An 18,210-nucleotide genomic window follows, 5' to 3' on the forward strand; every position below is an offset into this window, starting at 1 on the left:
TACTGTCGCCGTGTGGCGCCGAGATCAAGGATTCCAGCGACGAAGTACCCCGTCGAGCGGCGCACGCTCGACAACGGCCTGCGGGTGGTGCTGGCCCCCGATCGCAGCGCCCCGGTGATCGGTGTGGCGGTCGTCTACGACGTCGGCATCCGGTCCGAGCCGGAGGGGCGCACAGGTTTCGCGCACCTTTTCGAGCACCTGATGTTTCAGGGTTCGGAAAACCTCGAGAAACTAGCGCATTTCCGTCATGTGCAGGGTTCCGGAGGCACCTTCAACGGTTCCACGCACCTGGACTACACGGACTACTTCGAGACGCTCCCGAGCAACGCGCTGGAGCGGGCGCTCTTTCTCGAAGCCGACCGCATGCGCGGCCCTCGGCTGACCGAGGAGAACCTGCGCAACCAGGTCGACGTGGTCAAGGAAGAGATCCGTGTCAACGTGCTCAACCGGCCGTACGGTGGCTTCCCCTGGCTGAAGCTGCCGCCGGTCATGTTCGACACGTTCGCCAACGCGCACGACGGATACGGCTCGTTCGACGACCTTGAGAGCGCGACCGTCAGCGACGCGGCCGAGTTCTTCGACCGGTACTACGCCTGCGGCAACGCGGTGCTGTCGGTCGCCGGCGACGTCGACCTCGACGAGGCGATGACGCTGATCGAGCGGCACTTCGGCGACGTGCCCGCGCGCCCGGCTCCGCAGCGGCCCAGCTTCGCCGAGCCCGACCTGACCGCCGAGCGCCGCGAGTCGTACACCGACCCGCTCGCGCCGCTGCCCGCGGTGGCCGCCGGCTGGCGGATTCCGGACCCGGTGAACGACTTCGCGGCCTACCTGCCCTACGTGGTGCTCGCCGAGGTGCTCACCGACGGCGACGCGTCCCGCCTCGTCGAGCGCCTGGTGCTGCGCGACCGCACGGTCACCAGCGTCGGCGGATACATCGGCTTCCTGGGCGAGGCGTACGAGGTGCGCGACCCCACCGCGTTCCTGCTCCAGGCGCACCTGCCACCCGGCGGCGACTCCGACAAGGTGATGCGCACGATCGACGAGGAGCTCGACCGGCTGGCCGCCGACGGCCTCGCCGACGGTGAACTGGCCCGCACCCAGGCGCGGATGGCCACCCACCTGCTGCGCGACACCGACGCGGTGCTCGGGCGGGCGCTGCGGATGGCGGTACTGGAGCAGCAGCGGGGCGAGCCGGCGCTGCTCAACGAGCTGCCCCGGCTGGTGGGCGAGGTCACAGAGGCGCAGGTCCGGGAGGCGGCCGCCGCGCTGCGCCCGCAGCGCCGCGCATCCATCGAAGTCGTACCGGGAGCGGGCGCATGAAGACTCTGCCGGACCTCGGTCCCACGAAAAAGCTCAAGCTGCCCAAGGAGACCGAGCGCAAACTCACCAACGGGCTGACCGTGCTGGCGATCCGGCGACCCGCGGTGCCGCTGGTCGAGGTGCGGCTGCGGGTGCCGTTCGGGCGGGCCAACCTGGCGCGGGCCGCGCTGCTGTCCCAGACGCTGTTCTCCGGCACCGCCGACAAGTCCACTGTAGAGATCGCCGCCGAGCTTCAGTCGGTGGGCGGTGGGCTCTCCGCGGGCGTCGACCCTGACCGGCTGATGGTCAGCGGCAACGGGCTCGTGTCGGGCCTCGACCGGCTGCTGGAAGTGCTCGCCGAGGTGCTCACCGGCGCGGCGTTCCCGGCCGACGAGGTGTCCACCGAGCGCAGCCGGCTGATCGACCACATCCAGGTCGCGCAGAGCCAGCCGTCGCACCTGGCCCGCGTCGCGTTGCTCAAGCGCATGTACGGCAAGCACCCGTACGCGGTGCAGACGCCCGAGGCGGAGCAGGTGCGCGGGGTGCGGCCGGCGCAGCTCCGGGCGCTGCACGGCGAGCGGCTGCACCCGGCCGGCGCGACGCTCGTCCTGGTCGGCGACATCAACCCGGAAAGGGCTATCGACGCCGCCGAGAAGGCGCTCGGCACGTGGAACGGCGGCGGCAAGCAGGCCGACCTGCCGCCCGTGCCCGAGCTGGTGCCGGGCCCGCTGACGCTGGTCGACCGGCCGGGCGCGGTGCAGTCGTCGCTGCGGATGGCGCTTCCGGCGGTCCGGCGCACGCACGAAGACCACGCGGTGCTCCAACTCGCCAATCTGATCTTCGGCGGGTACTTCTCGTCGCGCTGGGTGGAGAACATCCGCGAAGACAAGGGCTACACGTACGGGCCTAACTCGGGAATCGAGCACTCGGAAGCCGGCTCCGCCCTGATCGTCTCCGCCGAGGTGGCTACCGAGGTCACCGGCCCGGCGCTGCTGGAGACGTTCTACGAGCTGGGCCGGCTGGCCTCGCTCCCGCCCAAGGACGAGGAGCTGGAGCAGGCCCGGCAGTACGCGCTCGGCACCCTCCAACTCGGCATGTCGACCCAGGCGGGGCTGGCCAGCCTCGCCAGCACGTACGCCGGCTCCGGGCTGCGGCTGAGCTACCTGGCTGAGCACGCGACACGGCTGGCCAAGGCGAGCCGCGACGACGTGGCCGCGGCCGCGGCGCAGTACCTGGCGCCGAGCCAGGCGGTCACCGTGCTGCTCGGCGACGCGAGCAAGGTCGAGCAGCCGCTGCGCGCGTTGACCGCGGTCGAACGGGCCTGACGTGGCGCTGCCGCCCCTCGCGAGATCCACGCTCGATCGGGCGGCGCACCACCGCACCGACCCCGAGTGGCTGGCGGACGCCTGGGCGCGCGCCCGCGTACTGGTGGTCGACTCGGTCGGCGGGGGCCGGGCGCTGCTCGACGACGGTGGTCTGGTCGTCCTGGACGCCAAGGAAGCGCCGGACGGCGATCGGCTGTTCCTCGGCGTGGAGCCGGACGGCACGCCCGTCTTCGCGGTCGACGCGCCGCTGCCCGAGCGCCCCGGCGCCACAGCGGTGGCCCTTCGGGAAGTTGGACACGAGCTCAACGACCGGGACGCGGGCCTGTTCGTCGCCGCGCTCGCCCTGGCACAGTGGCACGCCGGTCACCCGTACTCGTCGGCCACCGGCCTGCCCACCACGCTCGCCGAGGGCGGCTGGGTACGCGTCGACGAGGGCGGCGCGCAGAGCTTCCCGCGCACCGACCCGGCGATGATCGTGCTCGTGCACGACGGCGTGGCCGGACCGGACGGCCAGTGCCTGCTGGGCAGCAACGCGACCTGGGGCCGGAGCCCGACCGTCCGGCGGTTCTCGTGCCTCGCCGGGTATGTCGAGCCCGGCGAGTCGGCCGAGGCCGCCGTCGTGCGCGAGGTCGCCGAGGAGGTCGGCGTCGCGGTCCGGGACATCGTGTACGAGGGCAGCCAGGCCTGGCCTTACCCTGGCTCGCTGATGCTGGGCTTCACGGCGTACGCCGACCCGAGCCAGCCGGTGCGCGTGGACCCGGCCGAGATCGCGCACGCCCGCTGGTTTATGCGCCGCGAGATCGGTGCCGCGCTGGCGGGTGACACGGTCGACGCCGGCGACGGCCTGCGGCTGATGCTGCCGCCGCCCGCGTCGATCGCGTACTTCCTCGTAAACACCTGGCTACGACAGGGCTAGAGGTCGAATTCGCCGTCTTTCGTGCTGGCCACGAACTCACGCCACCGCTGCCGTTCGAAGACCAGCATCGCGCCGCCCCGGTCTTTGCTGTCCCGCATGGCGACCGGCGCGGCATTGCTCGGCCCGAGCGCGGCTACCTCGACGCAGTTGGTGTTCTGGCTGCGGGAACTTGTCCGCCAACGAACAGCTTTGGCGTTCGACCGGGCAGACCTCATGTGGCCACTCCTCTCTGAGCTGAGCGGTGCACGTGTGGCCGGCGCTGTGCCGGCCGTATCGGGGGACGATGAGCGGCGACGATCTCGGCGATCAGCGCGAGCGAATCGTCGGGTGGCAACGCTGCCGCGCGCAACCACTCCGCTACCCGCGTGTACCGGGTGAGCGTAGGGTCGTCGGCCAGGACCATGTCTGCGGCCAGCGTCTCCACCGCAACAGTGTCCGGGTCGTCAGGGTCTGGGAACCGGTAAATCGAGAATGCTGTCTCGGGAACGAACCAATTGGCGAGCGCCACCGTGTGTGGCAGCACCCGGATCGTGATCGTGGGCAAATCGCCGAGGCGCAGCAGGCGTTGGAGTTGAACCGTCATCACGTCGACCGGTCCACCGCGCGGACCGAGAGCGCCTTCGTCCAGCACCGCCTCGTAGCGGGGCGGATCCTCGCGGGTCAGGGTCGCCTGCCGCGCGAGGCGTGCCGCGATCTCGGTCTCGGTCTCTTCGCGCGCTACGGCGTCGTCATCCTCGGGTGCGAGCAGCGGGCGCGACGAGATCAGCCGGACCCGTGTGTACTCGGGCACCTGGAGCAGCCCCGGGATGATGGCCGGCCCGTACTCGAAGATCTCGCCGCACCCGGCCTCGAGCTCGGCGTAGCCGCGCTGCCGCTGAGTCATGACGGGGTACGACCGCAGCCAGCCCCGCGTGTTGCCGGCGTCGCGGGTGATCGCGATGAGGTCGTCGCGGGCCGCGCCGGTCACCTCGTACAGGTCGAGCAGGTCGAGCACGTCGCTCAGGTCGGGGCGGCTGCGGCCGTTTTCCAGGCGGGAGAGCTTGGAGGCCGACGCCCAGCCGATCCGCGCCACCACCTGGTCACCGGTCAGCCCGGCGGCCTCCCGCAGCCGGCGCAGCTCCGCCCCCAACCTTCGGCGCCGCACCATCGGGCTGGGGGCTGGCGGCACGACTGGTCTCCCTCGATGAGGAATGCTGCGGGTCGACTCAGTATGAACCTGGCGGCGGTCCGATTGCCGGTCCCCGCCAAAAGCTTCTTCGATTAGTGAGTCGTCTGCGTCAACCGGGCCTTGACCTGTGTGATCGACGGGTTCGTCAGCGCCGTTCCGTCCGGGAACCGCACCGTTGGCACCGTTTGGTTTCCTCCGTTGACGCTCATGACGTATTCGGCGGCCGCCAGGTCCTGCTCGATGTCGACCACGACGTACCCGATGCCTTCCCGATCGAACTGCGATTTGAGCCGGTAGCAGTAGCCGCACCAGGTCGTCGAGTACATGGTCAGCATCAGGTAGGTCCTTTCGTACGGGCCGTCAAGCGGGTCAACGTCGGGGGTGGGTGTCATGATTCCTAGCTGTGGCGGGTGACTCACAGGCGAGGGGAGTGCTGGCCGGGCTCGACCCGGAGCAGCGCACGGCTGTGACCGCGCCCGCCGGTCCGGTGTGCATCCTCGCCGGCGCCGGCACCGGCAAGACCCGGGCCATCACCCACCGCATCGCGCACCGGGTGCTCTCCGGTGAGATCGTCGCGCGGCATGTGCTCGCGGTCACGTTCACGGCGCGGGCCGCCGCCGAGATGCGCGCCCGGCTCGCCGAGCTCGGTGTCGGCGGCGTCCAGGCCCGCACGTTCCACGCGGCGGCGCTGCGCCAGGTGCGATACTTCGCGCCCCGGCTGCTCGACGGGCGTGCCATGCCCGAGCTGCTGGAGAGCAAGGCGCGCCTGATCACGCTGGCCGCGAGCCGGGCCGGGCTGCGCGTCGACCGCACCGGCGCCCGCGACCTCGCCAGCGAGATCGAGTGGGCCAAGTCGTCGCTGGTCGAGCCGGCCGAGTACGCCGTCGCGGCCGCCAAGGCCCTGCGCGAGCCGCCGTACGAGCCGTCGAAGGTGGCCGAGGTGTTCGCCGCGTACGAGCGGGTCAAGCGTGCCGGCGGCGTCATCGACTTCGAAGACATGCTCCGGGCCGCGGTCTGGGGCATCGAGGAGCACTCCGACGTCGCCGAGCAGGTGCGGGCGCAGTACAGGCACTTCGTGGTCGACGAGTACCAGGACGTCAACCCGCTCCAGCAGCGGCTGCTCGATGCCTGGCTCGGCGGGCGTGACGACCTGACCGTCGTGGGTGACGCCAGCCAGACCATCTACTCGTTCACCGGTGCCACCTCGGGATATCTCATCGACTTTCCGCGCCTGCGGCGCGACGCCATCGTGGTCCGCCTGGTCCGCGACTACCGCTCTACGCCGCAGGTCGTCGGGCTGGCCAACGCGGTGATCCGCCAGGCCCGCGGCGCCGAGGCCCGGCTGCGGCTGGAGCTGGTCGGGCAGCGACCGCCGGGGCCCGAACCCGACCTGCGGATCTTTCCAGACGAGCCGGGTGAGGCGGCAGCGGTCGCGGCGCGCTGCAAGCAGCTGATCGCCGAGGGCGTTCCGGCCAGCGAGATCGCCGTGTTGTTCCGCATCAACGCGCAGTCCGAGACGTACGAGGAGGCGCTGGCGGCCGCCGAGGTGCCGTACGTGGTTCAGGGCGCGGAGCGGTTCTTCGACCGGGCCGAGATTCGGCAGGGCATGCTGGCGCTGCGAGCGGCGACCCGCGCCACACCGGCCGACGCGCCGGTGGTGCCGGCGGTCGTCGAGGCGCTCGCGGCCACCGGCTGGCAGCACGACATGCCGCCGTCCGGTGGCGCCGCTCGGGAGCGCTGGGAGGCGCTCGCCGCCCTCGTCACGCTCGCGGAAGGCGCGGCGTCATTCGCCGACTTCGTCGAGGATCTTCAGCGCCGGGCCGCGCAGCAGCACGCGCCCACAGTAGAGGGTGTGACGCTCGCCTCACTTCACTCGGCGAAGGGCCTTGAGTGGGACGCGGTGTTTCTGGTGGGGCTTTCCGACGGCACGCTGCCCACCACGTACGCGAAGACACCGGAAGCGGTGGAGGAGGAGCGCCGGCTGTTGTATGTCGGCGTGACCCGGGCGCGGCAGTGGCTGTGGCTCTCGTACGGCCAGGCCCGCTCGCCGGGCGGCCGGGCCCGCCGCCCATGCAGGTTCCTGCCGCAGTTCGAGCGGGGCGGCGGAGCGTCTTCGGGTGGCACGGCGGCGCTGAGTCGCAAACCCGACAATCGCCGGGCGCAGGTCGTCTCCTGCCGGGTGTGTGGTGCGACTCTTCTGTCCGGCGCCGACCGCAAGCTGGGGCGATGCGGGAGCTGTCCGTCCGATTTGGACGAAGAGCTGCTCGGGCGACTGCGCGAATGGCGGGTTCGAGTGGCCGGTGTGCAGAAAGTCCCCGCATACGTGGTTTTCACCGACGCCACACTCGTCGCACTGGCTGAACGGCAGCCCAGCAAGCCCGCGGAACTCCTGGCCATCGCCGGCATCGGGCCGCGCAAGCTCAGCCTGTACGGCGAGGCCGTGCTCGCCCTCGTGGGCGGCGCGAGCGTAGATGATCTTGCTCCGGAAAAAAGTTCCGCAACATAGTCATAAAACCGTTTGCCCTTGCCCCGGGCAGGGGCTTAGCCTCAAGGCACACCTCGCGCGCGGCGGCGTTAACGCTGCTCGCAAGGCACCGGAGACCGAAACTGACGACGAGCCAAAGACAGGAGGTGGCCCCGGTGAAGATCTTCAACCTGATCGAGCGACCGTCCGTGCTGCCTGCTGCCCTGGCTCCGGTGTCGGCCGAATGCGCCAATTGGCTCATGCGTGTCGACGTCTCGCAGGTTCCGCAGGTGCACCAGGTCCACGCCGTAAACCCGGCGCAGACCGCGGTGCTCATCGATGGACGCTACGAGATCAGTGGGTTCACGGCTAAGGACGTTCCGGCTGCCGCCAAGAAGCGGCTGGATGTCCGCGGTGTTCCACCTCGAGGAAGGCCGGTCTAAAAGACCATCGCCGGCTCACCTCGAGGCCGCGGAACCCGCACACCGGGATCCGCGGCCTCAGTTATTTCCGCCACAAAGCCACAAGCGAGAGAGAGGTGACCGGGCGATGAGTCTGGCCTTGGCCCCACTCGACGAGCGCGTCGAGTTGGAGGCGAATCTGCCATGTCGGAAGTTCGACCCTGACCTGTGGTTCTCCGACTCGCCCACCGACCTGGAGCTGGCCAAGTCGCTCTGCGGGGACTGCCCGCTGCGCGTCGAGTGCCTGGCCGGTGCGGTAGAGCGGGCCGAGCCCTGGGGTGTCTGGGGCGGCGAGATCTTCGAGCGTGGCGCGGTGGTTCCGCGCAAGCGGCCCCGTGGCCGTCCACGCAAGGAGGACGTCGCGCGTGACGCAGCCCTGCAGGTCGAGGTCGAGGCGCGGATGGCGGCCACTGGGCTCGCCGAGTCGCGCGACAACGTTCGGCTGGCGGCCTGACATGAACCCGATCGTCGGAACTTCCAAGACTTCCCGAGTTGGAGACACCAAAATGCAACATCTACTTCACGAAGCGTTGTCCCGGGCTCGAATGCTTAGGCCTCAGGCTGGCAAGACCACGAGCGCTGAGGCAACCGCAACCCGATCCGCCCGTCGCGTAGCGATGCGGGCCCGCCAGCAGGCGGCCCGTGAGATGGGCACTCTCTAAGACCGCTACCTAGGGAAACTCGCCCCGGCGCCCGCGCGCCGGGGCGAGCTCCGTTTCAGGCGACGGGGGCGAAGCCGGGGAGCCAGCGCTCCAGGATGGAGCGGTACGGGGCCTTGGCCTCCAACTGGCACAGCACGCCGATCGAGCCGAGGGTCACGCGGTGGATGAGCAGGTAGCTGGGCGGCAGGTTCAGGTGGCGGCTCAACTGGTACGCAGGGCTCTTCGGGCTGGCCAGCCGGGCGGCTTCGGCGCGCAGCCAGGAACGGGTGAACCGGAACTCCTCCACCGCCACCGGCTCCAGCATCGGCAGCAGGAACTCGAGCAGTGCGTGCGCGTCGATGGGGTCGTGCTCCTTGACGAACCCCTCCTCCATCAGCCCGTCCAGTACGCCGTCCGCGTCACCGGCGAGCGCCAGCCGCACCAGCCGCCCGATCGGCTCGGGGTGGCCTTCGGGCAGGCGGGCCACGGCGCCGAAGTCGATCACGCCGAGCCGGCCGTCGGGCAGCATCCGGAAGTTGCCCGGGTGCGGGTCGGCGTGCAGGAGCCGGGCCCGCTCCGGTGCCGAGAAGTGCAGGGTGGCCATCAGGCGGCCGGCTTCGTCGCGTTCGGCTTCGCTGCCATCGCTGATGATTTTGGCCAGCGGTACGCCGTCGACCCACTCGGTGACCAGCACCCGAGGTGCGGCGGCGACGACCTGCGGTACGAAGATCTCCTCGTCGCCGGCGTACGCGGCGGCGAAAGCCCGCTGCGCCTCCGCCTCCAACTCGTAGTCCAGTTCTTCGGTGATCCGGTCGCGCAGCTCGACCAGCAGCGGCTTGACGTCGATGCCGGGCTGAATCACCCGGAACATGCCGCCGAGTCGGGAGAGCTGCTTCAGGTCCGAGACCAGTGCGTCGCCGGCGCCCGGGTACTGCACCTTGACGGCGACCTCGCGCTTGCCCTTCTTCCACACCGCGCGGTGCACCTGGCCGATGCTGGCGGCCGCGGCGGGCGTGTCGTCGAACTCCGTGAACTTCGCCCGCCAGCGGTCGCCGAGCTGAGCCGCGATCGCCTTGTGCACGCTGGCAGCGGGCATCGGCGGCGCGGACTCCTGAAGCTTGGTCAGGGCCTGGCGGTACGGCCCTGCCAGCTCGTCGGGCAGCGCCGCCTCGAACACCGACAGCGCCTGGCCGAACTTCATCGCACCGCCCTTGAGCTGCCCCAACACGCTGAAGAGCTGCTCGGCTGTGCGTTGCTGGATGTCTGCCGAGATCACCTCGGAGGCCAGCCCGGTGACCCGCTTGCCCAGCCCGAGGACGGTGCGCCCGGCGAAGCCGAGCGGCAGTGCGGCGAGCCTGGCGGTGCGGGACACGGCCCGGCGCGGGATGTCGGTCACCGGATCATTGTGACCGACGGTGCAGGGATTTGACGGCTGTGAATGTCACCGGGGCGTCGTGCGGGCGCATCCGCACCCGGGGTGGGGCGGCCACGTGCGGCGCCGGCTGCGCCCGGGCGCGCTGATCTCCACCGCGGCGCCGACCGTCTCCGGCGTCGCGCCGTCGAGGTAGGCGAGGACTTCGGCGGCCGCGTAGGCGACGGCGGCGAGCAGCGTCGGGGTCGTGCACGTTTCGGGTACGCCACCGGCGGCGAGCTGGGCCGCGATGGCCGGCCACGCGGGATCCCGATCTTTCCGGTGCAGATCGAGGCAGTTCAGGCACGGGGCGCCGCCCGGCGGCACCAGTGGACCGATGACGGCGGTGCCGTCGCGGACCCCGACCGCGAGGTGCGCCTGCCGCCGCTGGGCGAACCCGGCCGCCACCAGCGCCGCCGGCCGGTCGGTGCCGGCCTGTACGACGAGGGTGGGCCGCCCGTTTCGTACCGGACCGGTGTCTGTGTCCGGTGTGGCGCGCGCGATGGCGTCTATGGTGGCCGCTCCGCGTGGCCGCTGGGCGTCGTCGGCGGAAAGGGGCCCGCCGGGCATGTCGGCGGCCTCCACGGATCCGGCGAGCGCCGGATGGACGTGCCCGACGCCGGCCTGTGCGAGCGCCACCGCCAGCGGCGCGGCCAGCCGGCTGTGCCCGGTGAGCACCACCTGGGTGGCCGCGCGGCGCCGCAGCACCTGGGCTGGGCTGGCGGGGGCGTCAATGCCTCGCAGGGCCATCGCGGTGGCCTCGGGGACCAGTCTGCGGCGTACGGGCTCGGGAAGGCTCGTGGGCACCAGGCTCGGCGCGGCTACGACGAGCCCAGCGCTGCGGAGCGTGTCGAGCAGCAGCCGCGCCTCGTCGCGGCTCACACCGATCTTGCTGGCTTCGTCGAAGACGGCTCGCTCAGGGTGCGCGCCGTCGAGCAGGTCGAGGAGCCGGGCGGCGCTCGGGTTGGCGATCTCCAGCAGTACGGCGCGGGCCGGGTCGAGGCCGAGTTGGAGGGTGTGCCGGTCGCGCCAGAGCCGGTGCAGGCCGGGCAGGAGGGTGGGCCGGAGGAGGGGCGGCGAGCTCGTCATGGCATGACAGGTTGTCACCGTGTCCTTGCGCCACGTCGTTCGTTGTCCACAGGTGGCCACGCCCAGGTTCAGGGTTATCCACAGTTTTTCGCCGGTTGTCCACAGGTAGCGATGTCGTGACCGTGTGTGTCGACGTCCTCACGAACGACCGAAAACGGAACGGGGCGGCCCGAAGGCCGCCCCGTTCCGCATGGAAGGACCGCTGTCCTTTCACGTAACCGTGGATCCTGGTCGGCCTGCGGGTGACCCCGACGGCGGACGACCCGAATTCCGGTTTGGGTTACTTGGCCTTGCCAAGGATCCGGTTCACGGTCGTGCCGCAGACCGGGCACTTGCCCTTGGCCATGTTCATGCCGGTCTTCGACACCTCGACGGTGCCCTCGAAGTCCCGCTTCTCCTTGCACTTGACGCAGTAGCCGTTGTAGGTCTGGGTCTTGGTGGCCACGGTGCCCCTCCTCGTACTCTTTGCCGGTTTTCGACTCCGGCGTCCCCCCAACCGGCGCCCGGACGGCGCCGGCGCTGAGACCCCCTCCGCGGCCACCCGTGTGACCGCCGGTTCCGCCGGACCCTACCCATGTTTGGGCAGTTCCATGTCGACAACGCGTCGACACTGTGAGGAAGCCGACGACGTGAGTGTGCATGGGGGAATGTACCGGATAAGTCAGTTTCGCCGGGACACGCCGGAGGAACCGCTCAGAACACCCCCGATTAAGTGATCACTAACTGTAATCATGCAAGATTTTTTCAGGATGTACGGCTCAAATCTGGACGTTTCTGGCGAGCCAAGATGTCTTGACTCTTGCGGCCACCTGGCACATACGGATTAGCGTGCCATCGTGAACGTTGCCCGGGGCTGCGCGGGCCAGTAATGGCTGCGGCGCGCAAGCCAGTCGTCGAAGTACGGCGCAGCCAGCGCCGGCGGCGGACGGTGTCCGCGTATCGCGACGGTGAGCGCGTGGTCGTGCTCATCCCGGATCAGTTCTCCCGGGCCGAGGAGACCGAGTGGGTCGACCGGATGCTGGCCCGGCTCGCCGCCCGCGAGGAGCGGCTGAGCCGCTCCGACGACGAACTGCTGGTCAGGGCGCGCCGGTTGATCGGGCGCTACCTGAGCGAGCACACCCGGATCGTGGTCCCCGCGAGCGTGCGCTGGGTGACCAACCAGAACGGCCGCTGGGGCTCCTGCACGCCGGCCGACCGCACGATCCGCATCTCGCACCGCATCCAGGAGATGCCCGAATGGGTGATCGACTACGTGCTGCTGCACGAGCTGGCCCACCTCGTCGTGCCGAGCCACAACGCCAGCTTCTGGGAGCTCGTGGGGCGATACCCGAAGGCCGAGCGGGCCCGCGGATACCTGGAGGGCATCGCGGCCGCGACCGGCGTCGTCCTGGCCGACTAGGGCCCGCGCTGGGTTAGCCTTCTCGCGTGGTGCGACGCGTGATCATTGCGGTCCTCGGGCCGGTGACCTGGCATCCTCCGGGTGTAGATCCCGGCACGTGGCGGGCGGCGCTGGTCGAAGACGTGGTCGACCTGCTCGCGACGCTCAACGAGGTCGAGCCGGCCATCGCAGCGACGGCCGCCGACCGCGCGCTCGCCGAGTCGGTGGCCTGGCCCAGCATGCCGGTGTACGAGGTGCCCGACCTGAGCGCCTCGGCGATCTTCGCGGCGGCGGCAAAGGACGGCTTCGAGCAGGCCGCAGCGGTGGCCGGCGACGCTCCGGACGTACCCGGGCTGCTGCTCGGCAAGCTGCTGCGCCCACTGACCACCCGGCCACTGGCCGTGGCCCCGGCCGACCCCGGTCCCGGCCTGCTCGGCCTGGCGGCCCGGCTGCCAGCGCCCGACTGGCTGCCGGACGTCGATCTCGACAGCGGCGCGGTCGTCGTCTTGCGCTCCGCCGCGCCGCGCTCCGCCGATGTGGGTGCCTCGCCCGCGTGGCGCCGCCTGCGCGGCCCTGCGGACCTGGCAACGCTCGACCCGGCCGTGGAGGGCTGGGACACCACCCGCGCCCTCCTGTCGGCGCCCTGACCGCTACATCAGGTCGTCGAGGTTGCCCAGGTCGAGCTGGGAGCGTGCGTAAGCGTCGGGGTCGGCGAAGTCTTCCTCGGAGGGAAGCAGGTCGGGGTGGCCCCACAGGGCGTCGCGGCCGGCGATGCCCCGGTGCTCGGTGAGTGCGGCCCACAGCGCCGCCGCCTCGCGCAGCCGCCTCGGCCGCAACTCCAGCCCCACCAGCGCCGCGAACGTCTGCTCGGCCGGCCCGCCAGCCGCCCGGCGGCGCCGGAACGCCTCGCCGAGCCGCACGACGTTGGGCAGCCGCTCGCCGGCCGCGCTGTCGACCACGTGGCAGACCCAGCCCTCGACGAGCGCGAGCGCGGTCTCCAGGCGGGCGAGTGACGCCTTCTGCGCGGGGGTGTCCTCCGGCGTGAAGATGCCTTCGAGCACGATCGCCTGCATCGACTCCGGATTCATCGGGTCGACCCGGCCCATCGCCTCTTCGATGGCCTCGCGGTTGACGGTGATGCCGGCCGCGTACATCTCGACCGTCGTCAACACGTGGCCGCGCAGCCACGGCACGTGCTGGAAGAGCCGCTGGTGGGCCGCCTCGCGCAGAGCGACGTACAGGCGTACCTCGTCGAGCGGCAGCTCGAGCCCCTTGCCGTACTCGTTGATGTTGGCCGGGACGAGCGCGGCCGTGCCGGCCGGTCCGAGCGGCAGGCCGATGTCGCCGGCGGAGAGCACCTCCGCGGCGAGCGACCCGAGTGCCTGGCCGAGCTGGCCTCCGAAGAGCGCGCCGCCGAGCGTGGCGACCATCGACTGCATCGGGCCAAGCTGGGCGCGGGCCTCCGGCGGCACCAGGTCGCCCATGGCGCCGACCATGCGGCCGGCCACCGGGTCGCACAGCTTCCTCCACACGGGGAGCGTGTTGTAGATCCACTCGTTGCGGTTCCACGCGACCGAGGTTTGGATGCCGGACGGCAGTGCGGACGTCGGCTCCAGCCACAGGTCGGCCAGGCGCAGCGCCTCGTCGACCGCGTTGCGGTCGAATGGGTTGACCGCTGGGTCACCCGCGCCGGACAGCTGGCTCACCGCGACCTGGCGTGCCAGGTCCCAGTTGACCGGCCCGGTGCCGGGTGAGGCGAGCAGCTGCTGGAGTTGCGCCATGAACTGCTGCATCTGCTGCGGGTCGTTGGGGTCGGGCGGCTGTGCGCCTGGGAGAGCGAAGCCGAACGGGATATCAGGCACGCAGTCAACGGTACGCGCGGCATCTGTGGGCTGCCTGGCTACGTCCTTAAGCTCAGGGTGAAACCGGGGGTCGGTACGCTTCGCGCATGAGACGTCGTGGTGTCACTGTCCTCCTTGGTGCGGTGATTACCGCGCTGTTGAGCATCGGCGTGCTGGCAGCACCTATCCCCTACGTGGTGCTGGGGCCGGGACCGACCGTGGACACGCTTGGCAAAGAGGACGGCAAGGAGGTCATCCAGATCTCCGGCACCCAGACATCGACGTCGAAGGGGCAGCTTCGGCTGACCACGGTGGGGGTCCAGCCCGATGTGAAGCTGCTCGCCGCGATCGCCGGCTGGTTCAACGACGAGAAGGCCGTTGTGCCGCGCGAGCTCATCTACCCGCCCGACGAGAGCGAGAAGCAGGTCGAGGAGCGCAACGCCCAGGAGTTCGCGGCGTCGCAGACCAGCGCCGAGACCGCCGCTCTGGTCGAGCTTGGCTATCCGGTACAGGTAGCGGTGAAGAACGTGGTGGCCGGTGGGCCCTCTGAGGGTGCCCTGCGCGCCGGCGACGTGATCACCGCGGTCGACGGTGAGGCGATCACCACCGCGCCCCGGCTGACCGCGCTGGTCCAGTCGAAGCCGGCGGGCACCGTGCTGAACGTGGAGTACACCCGGGACGGCAAGGCCGGCAGTGCCAAGATCACGACGCGGGTGCAGGGGAGTGCGCCGCCGCGCATAGGTGTCGAGATCGAGCAGAAGCAGCAGTACCCGTTCGAACTCAAGATTGACTTGGACGAGATCGGCGGCCCGAGCGCCGGGCTCATGTTCGCCCTCGGCATCATCGACAAGCTCGACACCGACGAGGATCTCACCGGCGGTCACATCATCGCGGGCACCGGCACCATCGACGACGAGGGTCGCGTCGGGCCGATCGGCGGCATCGCGCAGAAGCTGGTCGGCGCCAAGGACGCTGGCGCCAAAGTGTTTCTCACGCCCGCCGACAACTGCGAAGAGGCCAAACAGAACGCCCAGTCAGACCTGCCGTTGCTCAAGGTCGGTACGTTGGACGACGCCCTCGCGGCGCTGAAGGCAGTGCGCGAGGGAGCGCAGCCGAGCCTCTGCTAGCCGCTCCAGGTACACCCCGTACTGTAGGTGGCCTGATCGGAGCAGATCGGACCCTAACTTTGCGGAGCCTGCCGTGGTTATGCGTAGTAGTCCCCTGCCGAGGATGAGCCGGCGCGGTCGCGTCACGGTCGGCGTACTCATAGGGGTGTTCCTGCTGTTCACCCTATTGGGCTGGGCGGTCGAGGCGTGGACCGACTGGCTCTGGTTCGACGAGGTGCAGTACACGCAGGTCTTCACCGATGTGCTGACGACCCGCATCCTGCTGTTCCTGGCGGTCGGCCTGGCGATGGCGGTGGTGGTCGGCGGCAACCTGTACCTGGCGTACCGGCTCCGCCCGCTGCTGCGGCCGCACTCCGCCGAGCAGGCCACGCTCGAGCGGTACCGGATGGTGCTCAGCCCGCGCATCGGCACCTGGATCGCGGCGCTCGCGGGCATCATCGGCCTCTTCGCCGGCCTCTCCGCGCAGGGCCGGTGGAGCTCGTGGATGCTCTTCCGCAACGCCCAGCCGTTCGGGGTCAAAGACCCGGAGTTCGGCGTCGACATCGGGTTCTACGTCTTCGAGTACCCGTTCTGGCGCTATCTGCTCGGCGTCGGCTTCACCGCGGTCGTGCTGTCGGTGCTGGGCGCGCTTGCCGTCCACTATGTCTTCGGCGGCGTGCGCCTCCAGGGCATCGGCGACCGCATGACCACCGCCGCCCGCGCCCACCTCACGTCGCTGGTCGCGGTGTTCGTCCTGTTGAAGGCGATCGCTTACGTGCTCGACCGGCGCGCGCTGCTGCTGTCCTACAACGAGGGCACCAAGCTGTACGGCGCCGGGTACTCCGACATCAACGCGCTGCTGCCGGCCAAGGAAATACTGGCCTACATCTCCATCGTCGTGGCGGTCGCGATAGTGCTGTTCTCCAACGCGGTGATGCGCAACCTCGTCTGGCCCGGCGTCTCGCTGGCGCTGCTCGGCATCTCGGCGGTCGCGATCGGCGGCATCTACCCGTGGGCCGTGCAGACGTTCGAGGTCAACCCGAGCGTGCGGGACAAGGAGCGGGAGTACATCGAGCGCAGCATCACCGCCACCCGGGACGCCTTCGGCATCCGGGACACGCAGAGCACGGCGTACGGTGCGAACAACCTGAGGCCACCAGCGAGCCTCGCCACGGACACCACCGTGGTGCCCAACATCCGGCTGCTCGATCCCGAGCTCGTGTCGCAGGCATACACGCAGCTCCAGCAGGTACGTGGCTTCTACGACTTCGGCGAAAAGCTCGACATCGACCGGTACACGATCAACGGCAATACCCAGGACTACGTCGTGGGCATGCGTGAGATCAACTACCGGGAGCTGACCGAGCAGCAGGGCAACTGGATCAACCGCCACACCGTGTACACCCACGGGTACGGCCTCGTAGGGGCGCCTGCCAACCGGGTGGTCTGCGGCGGTCAGCCGTACTTCGTCTCCGGCTACCTGGGAGAGCAGACCGGAGAAGCGTGCGCCGCGCCGCAGGAGCAGATCCCCGTCGAGCAGTCGCGGATCTACTACGGCGAGCAGATGGGCCAGACTGGCGCCGACTACGCGATCGTCGGCCAGAACCAGGAAGGCCGGAACGTCGAGTTCGACCGGCCCATCGGGAGCGGCGGCGAGCAGTACTACACGTACGACGGTCAGGGCGGCGTCGAGGTCGGTTCGTTCACCCGCAAGCTGCTCTACTCGATCAAGGAGCGTGAGTCGAACTTCCTTCTCTCGGAGGCGGTCAACGAGAACTCCAAGGTGCTGTACGTGCGGAACCCGCGCGACCGGGTAGAGAAGGTGGCGCCGTTCCTCACCATCGACGGCGACCCGTACCCGGCCGTGGTCGACGGGCGCATCATGTGGATCCTCGACGGTTACACCACCTCCGGCACGTATCCGTACTCGGAGCGGATCAATCTCCAGGCCGAGACCCGCGACCAGCTCACCGGCACCGGCACCTTCGCGCTCGCCCGGGAAGACGTGAACTACATCCGCAACTCGGTCAAGGCCACCGTGGACGCGTACGACGGCACGGTGACGCTGTACGAGTTCGATGAAACCGACCCCGTGCTCAAGGCGTGGAACAAGGCGTTCGGCGGCGACCTCGTCAGGCCGAAGGCCGATACCCCGGAGGCACTGGCCCAGCACTTCCGTTACCCGGCCGACCTGTTCAAGGTGCAGCGCAATATGCTGGCCCGCTACCACGTGACGGACCCGGGCGACTTCTTCTCCGGATCGGACTTCTGGGAAGTGCCGAACATCCCAGACGCGCCGGACACGGAGGTCAAGCAGCCGCCCTACTACCTCCTGACCCAGTTCCCCGGCCAGGAGTCGCCGCGCTTCCAGCTCACTTCGGCGGTTACACCGCTCGGCCGTCAGAACCTGGCGGCGCTGATCTCCGGATCCTATGTGGATGGCAGGCCCCAGCTGGCGATGTGGGAACTGCCCGACCAGACTGCGATCTCCGGGCCGGTCCAGGTGCACCAGCGCATGACGAACAACGCGACCATCCGGCAACAGCTGAACCTGCTGTCGTCGAACCAGGCCCAGGTGGAGTACGGCAACCTGCTTTCGCTGCCATTCGGCGAAGGCATGCTCTACGTCGAGCCGGTCTACGTGAAGAGCAACCAGGAGAACGCGTACCCGCTACTCCAAAAGGTTTTGCTCTCCTACGGCGACGGCGGCTCGTACGTGGTGCTCGCGGACACCATCGATGCCGGCATCAAGCAGCTCGTGGAGCAAGGTCAGCAGGGTGGTGCGCCACCGCCGCCAACGAGTGGTGAGAATCCGCCGACAACTGGTGGCAACCAGACGCTGACTCCCGCCCTGGCGGCCGCGGCCGACAAGGTGGAGAGCGCCTGGGCGGAGGTCAAGGCCGCCCGCGCGGCCGGCGACTTCGAGCGCGAGGGGCGGGCGCTCAAGGCGTTCGACGACGCGATGACGGAGTTCCAGGCAGCCCTGAACGCGTCCGGCGGCGCACCGTCGACCCCAGCGCCCTCGGGAAGCCCGAACGCCCCACCAGGCACCCCATCCCCAACCCCAGGCGGCTAACCAGCGGGCGGCGGCGCCACCGGCGCCGCCGGCCG

At 70.0% G+C, this 18,210-nt stretch carries 17 protein-coding genes; 10 read left to right on the forward strand and 7 right to left on the reverse strand.

Annotated features, from left to right (window positions below; all coding sequences use genetic code 11):
- The first annotated feature begins 12 nt into the window (after positions 1-12).
- Genes V6V89_RS03460 through nudC form a run of 3 tightly spaced genes read left to right on the forward strand, consistent with a single transcriptional unit; the run spans position 13 to position 3,540 of the window.
- On the forward strand, positions 13-1,320 hold the full coding sequence (locus V6V89_RS03460) for a M16 family metallopeptidase (protein ID WP_334617444.1): 1,308 nt from the start codon (positions 13-15) through the stop codon (positions 1,318-1,320).
- Entirely contained in the window at positions 1,317-2,624 is a 1,308-nt protein-coding gene (locus tag V6V89_RS03465) for a M16 family metallopeptidase (protein ID WP_334617445.1), read from the forward strand. The genes V6V89_RS03460 and V6V89_RS03465 overlap by 4 nt, the downstream gene beginning before the upstream one ends.
- 1 nt (position 2,625) lies before the next feature.
- Entirely contained in the window at positions 2,626-3,540 is a 915-nt protein-coding gene (gene nudC, locus V6V89_RS03470) for an NAD(+) diphosphatase (RefSeq protein WP_334617446.1), read from the forward strand.
- Here the strand turns inward: nudC and V6V89_RS03475 are convergent.
- From V6V89_RS03475 to V6V89_RS03485, 3 genes are all read right to left on the reverse strand, one after another.
- A complete protein-coding gene (locus tag V6V89_RS03475) occupies positions 3,537-3,755 on the reverse strand; it encodes a DUF397 domain-containing protein (RefSeq protein WP_334617447.1) in 219 nt (72 codons plus the stop codon). The two genes, nudC and V6V89_RS03475, sit on opposite strands and share 4 nt — an antisense overlap.
- On the reverse strand, positions 3,752-4,687 hold the full coding sequence (locus V6V89_RS03480) for a helix-turn-helix domain-containing protein (RefSeq protein ID WP_442935060.1): 936 nt from the start codon (positions 4,685-4,687) through the stop codon (positions 3,752-3,754). Before V6V89_RS03480 ends, V6V89_RS03475 begins: the two co-directional genes overlap by 4 nt.
- A 113-nt stretch (positions 4,688-4,800) precedes the next feature.
- Entirely contained in the window at positions 4,801-5,043 is a 243-nt protein-coding gene (locus V6V89_RS03485; protein WP_334617602.1) for a mycoredoxin, read from the reverse strand.
- Positions 5,044-5,111: 68 nt separating this feature from the next.
- Here V6V89_RS03485 and V6V89_RS03490 point away from each other — a divergent pair, with 68 nt between their 5' ends.
- The 3 genes from V6V89_RS03490 (at position 5,112) to V6V89_RS03500 (ending at position 8,087) form a co-directional block, all read left to right on the forward strand.
- A complete protein-coding gene (locus tag V6V89_RS03490; RefSeq protein ID WP_334617449.1) occupies positions 5,112-7,214 on the forward strand; it encodes an ATP-dependent DNA helicase UvrD2 in 2,103 nt (700 codons plus the stop codon).
- Between the two features lie 134 nt (positions 7,215-7,348).
- The gene (locus V6V89_RS03495) at positions 7,349-7,615 is read left to right on the forward strand and encodes a hypothetical protein (RefSeq protein ID WP_334617450.1); all 267 of its coding nucleotides are present in this window, start codon (positions 7,349-7,351) and stop codon (positions 7,613-7,615) included.
- A 106-nt stretch (positions 7,616-7,721) separates the two neighbouring features.
- On the forward strand, positions 7,722-8,087 hold the full coding sequence (locus V6V89_RS03500) for a WhiB family transcriptional regulator (protein WP_334617451.1): 366 nt from the start codon (positions 7,722-7,724) through the stop codon (positions 8,085-8,087).
- 263 nt (positions 8,088-8,350) lie between these two features.
- Here the strand turns inward: V6V89_RS03500 and V6V89_RS03505 are convergent, their stop codons facing one another.
- The 3 genes from V6V89_RS03505 to V6V89_RS03515 form a co-directional block, all read right to left on the reverse strand.
- Positions 8,351-9,670, reverse strand: coding sequence for an ABC1 kinase family protein (locus V6V89_RS03505; RefSeq protein ID WP_334617452.1), 1,320 nt, complete (start codon positions 9,668-9,670; stop codon positions 8,351-8,353).
- Positions 9,671-9,715: 45 nt separating this feature from the next.
- On the reverse strand, positions 9,716-10,774 hold the full coding sequence (locus V6V89_RS03510; protein WP_334617453.1) for a TOMM precursor leader peptide-binding protein: 1,059 nt from the start codon (positions 10,772-10,774) through the stop codon (positions 9,716-9,718).
- Positions 10,775-11,054: 280 nt separating this feature from the next.
- Positions 11,055-11,219 (reverse strand): DUF5679 domain-containing protein, encoded by a 165-nt coding sequence (locus tag V6V89_RS03515; protein WP_173057968.1) that lies wholly within the window; start codon positions 11,217-11,219, stop codon positions 11,055-11,057.
- A gap of 423 nt (positions 11,220-11,642) precedes the next feature.
- Between V6V89_RS03515 and V6V89_RS03520 the strand changes: the two genes are divergently transcribed.
- Entirely contained in the window at positions 11,643-12,173 is a 531-nt protein-coding gene (locus V6V89_RS03520) for a M48 metallopeptidase family protein (protein ID WP_334617454.1), read from the forward strand.
- 26 nt (positions 12,174-12,199) lie between these two features.
- Positions 12,200-12,799 carry a hypothetical protein gene (locus V6V89_RS03525; protein ID WP_334617455.1) on the forward strand — a complete coding sequence of 200 codons (600 nt, stop codon included), beginning with the start codon at positions 12,200-12,202 and terminating at the stop codon, positions 12,797-12,799.
- 3 nt (positions 12,800-12,802) lie between these two features.
- Here V6V89_RS03525 and V6V89_RS03530 read toward each other — a convergent pair whose 3' ends face one another.
- Complete coding sequence (locus tag V6V89_RS03530; RefSeq protein WP_334617456.1) at positions 12,803-14,014, reverse strand: zinc-dependent metalloprotease; 1,212 nt, start codon at positions 14,012-14,014, stop codon at positions 12,803-12,805.
- 86 nt (positions 14,015-14,100) lie between these two features.
- Here V6V89_RS03530 and V6V89_RS03535 point away from each other — a divergent pair, with 86 nt between their 5' ends.
- Both V6V89_RS03535 and V6V89_RS03540 read left to right on the forward strand, forming a co-directional pair.
- Complete coding sequence (locus tag V6V89_RS03535) at positions 14,101-15,120, forward strand: YlbL family protein (protein ID WP_334617457.1); 1,020 nt, start codon at positions 14,101-14,103, stop codon at positions 15,118-15,120.
- A gap of 103 nt (positions 15,121-15,223) precedes the next feature.
- Positions 15,224-18,175 (forward strand): UPF0182 family membrane protein, encoded by a 2,952-nt coding sequence (locus V6V89_RS03540; protein WP_334617458.1) that lies wholly within the window; start codon positions 15,224-15,226, stop codon positions 18,173-18,175.
- Positions 18,176-18,210 lie beyond the last annotated feature (35 nt).

The organism is Micromonospora sp. CPCC 206061, from assembly GCF_036906915.1.
In the GTDB taxonomy this organism is placed as follows: domain Bacteria; phylum Actinomycetota; class Actinomycetes; order Mycobacteriales; family Micromonosporaceae; genus Phytohabitans.

Coding starts and splice junctions, on each gene's coding strand:
- V6V89_RS03465 (WP_334617445.1), top strand. CDS start 1,317: ATGAAGACTCTGCCGGACCTCGGTCCCACGAAAAAGCTCAAGCTGCCC.
- V6V89_RS03475 (WP_334617447.1), bottom strand. CDS start 3,755: ATGAGGTCTGCCCGGTCGAACGCCAAAGCTGTTCGTTGGCGGACAAGT.
- V6V89_RS03480 (WP_442935060.1), bottom strand. CDS start 4,687: ATGGTGCGGCGCCGAAGGTTGGGGGCGGAGCTGCGCCGGCTGCGGGAG.
- V6V89_RS03485 (WP_334617602.1), bottom strand. CDS start 5,043: ATGCTGACCATGTACTCGACGACCTGGTGCGGCTACTGCTACCGGCTC.
- V6V89_RS03500 (WP_334617451.1), top strand. CDS start 7,722: ATGAGTCTGGCCTTGGCCCCACTCGACGAGCGCGTCGAGTTGGAGGCG.
- V6V89_RS03510 (WP_334617453.1), bottom strand. CDS start 10,774: ATGACGAGCTCGCCGCCCCTCCTCCGGCCCACCCTCCTGCCCGGCCTG.
- V6V89_RS03520 (WP_334617454.1), top strand. CDS start 11,643: ATGGCTGCGGCGCGCAAGCCAGTCGTCGAAGTACGGCGCAGCCAGCGC.
- V6V89_RS03535 (WP_334617457.1), top strand. CDS start 14,101: ATGAGACGTCGTGGTGTCACTGTCCTCCTTGGTGCGGTGATTACCGCG.
- V6V89_RS03540 (WP_334617458.1), top strand. CDS start 15,224: ATGAGCCGGCGCGGTCGCGTCACGGTCGGCGTACTCATAGGGGTGTTC.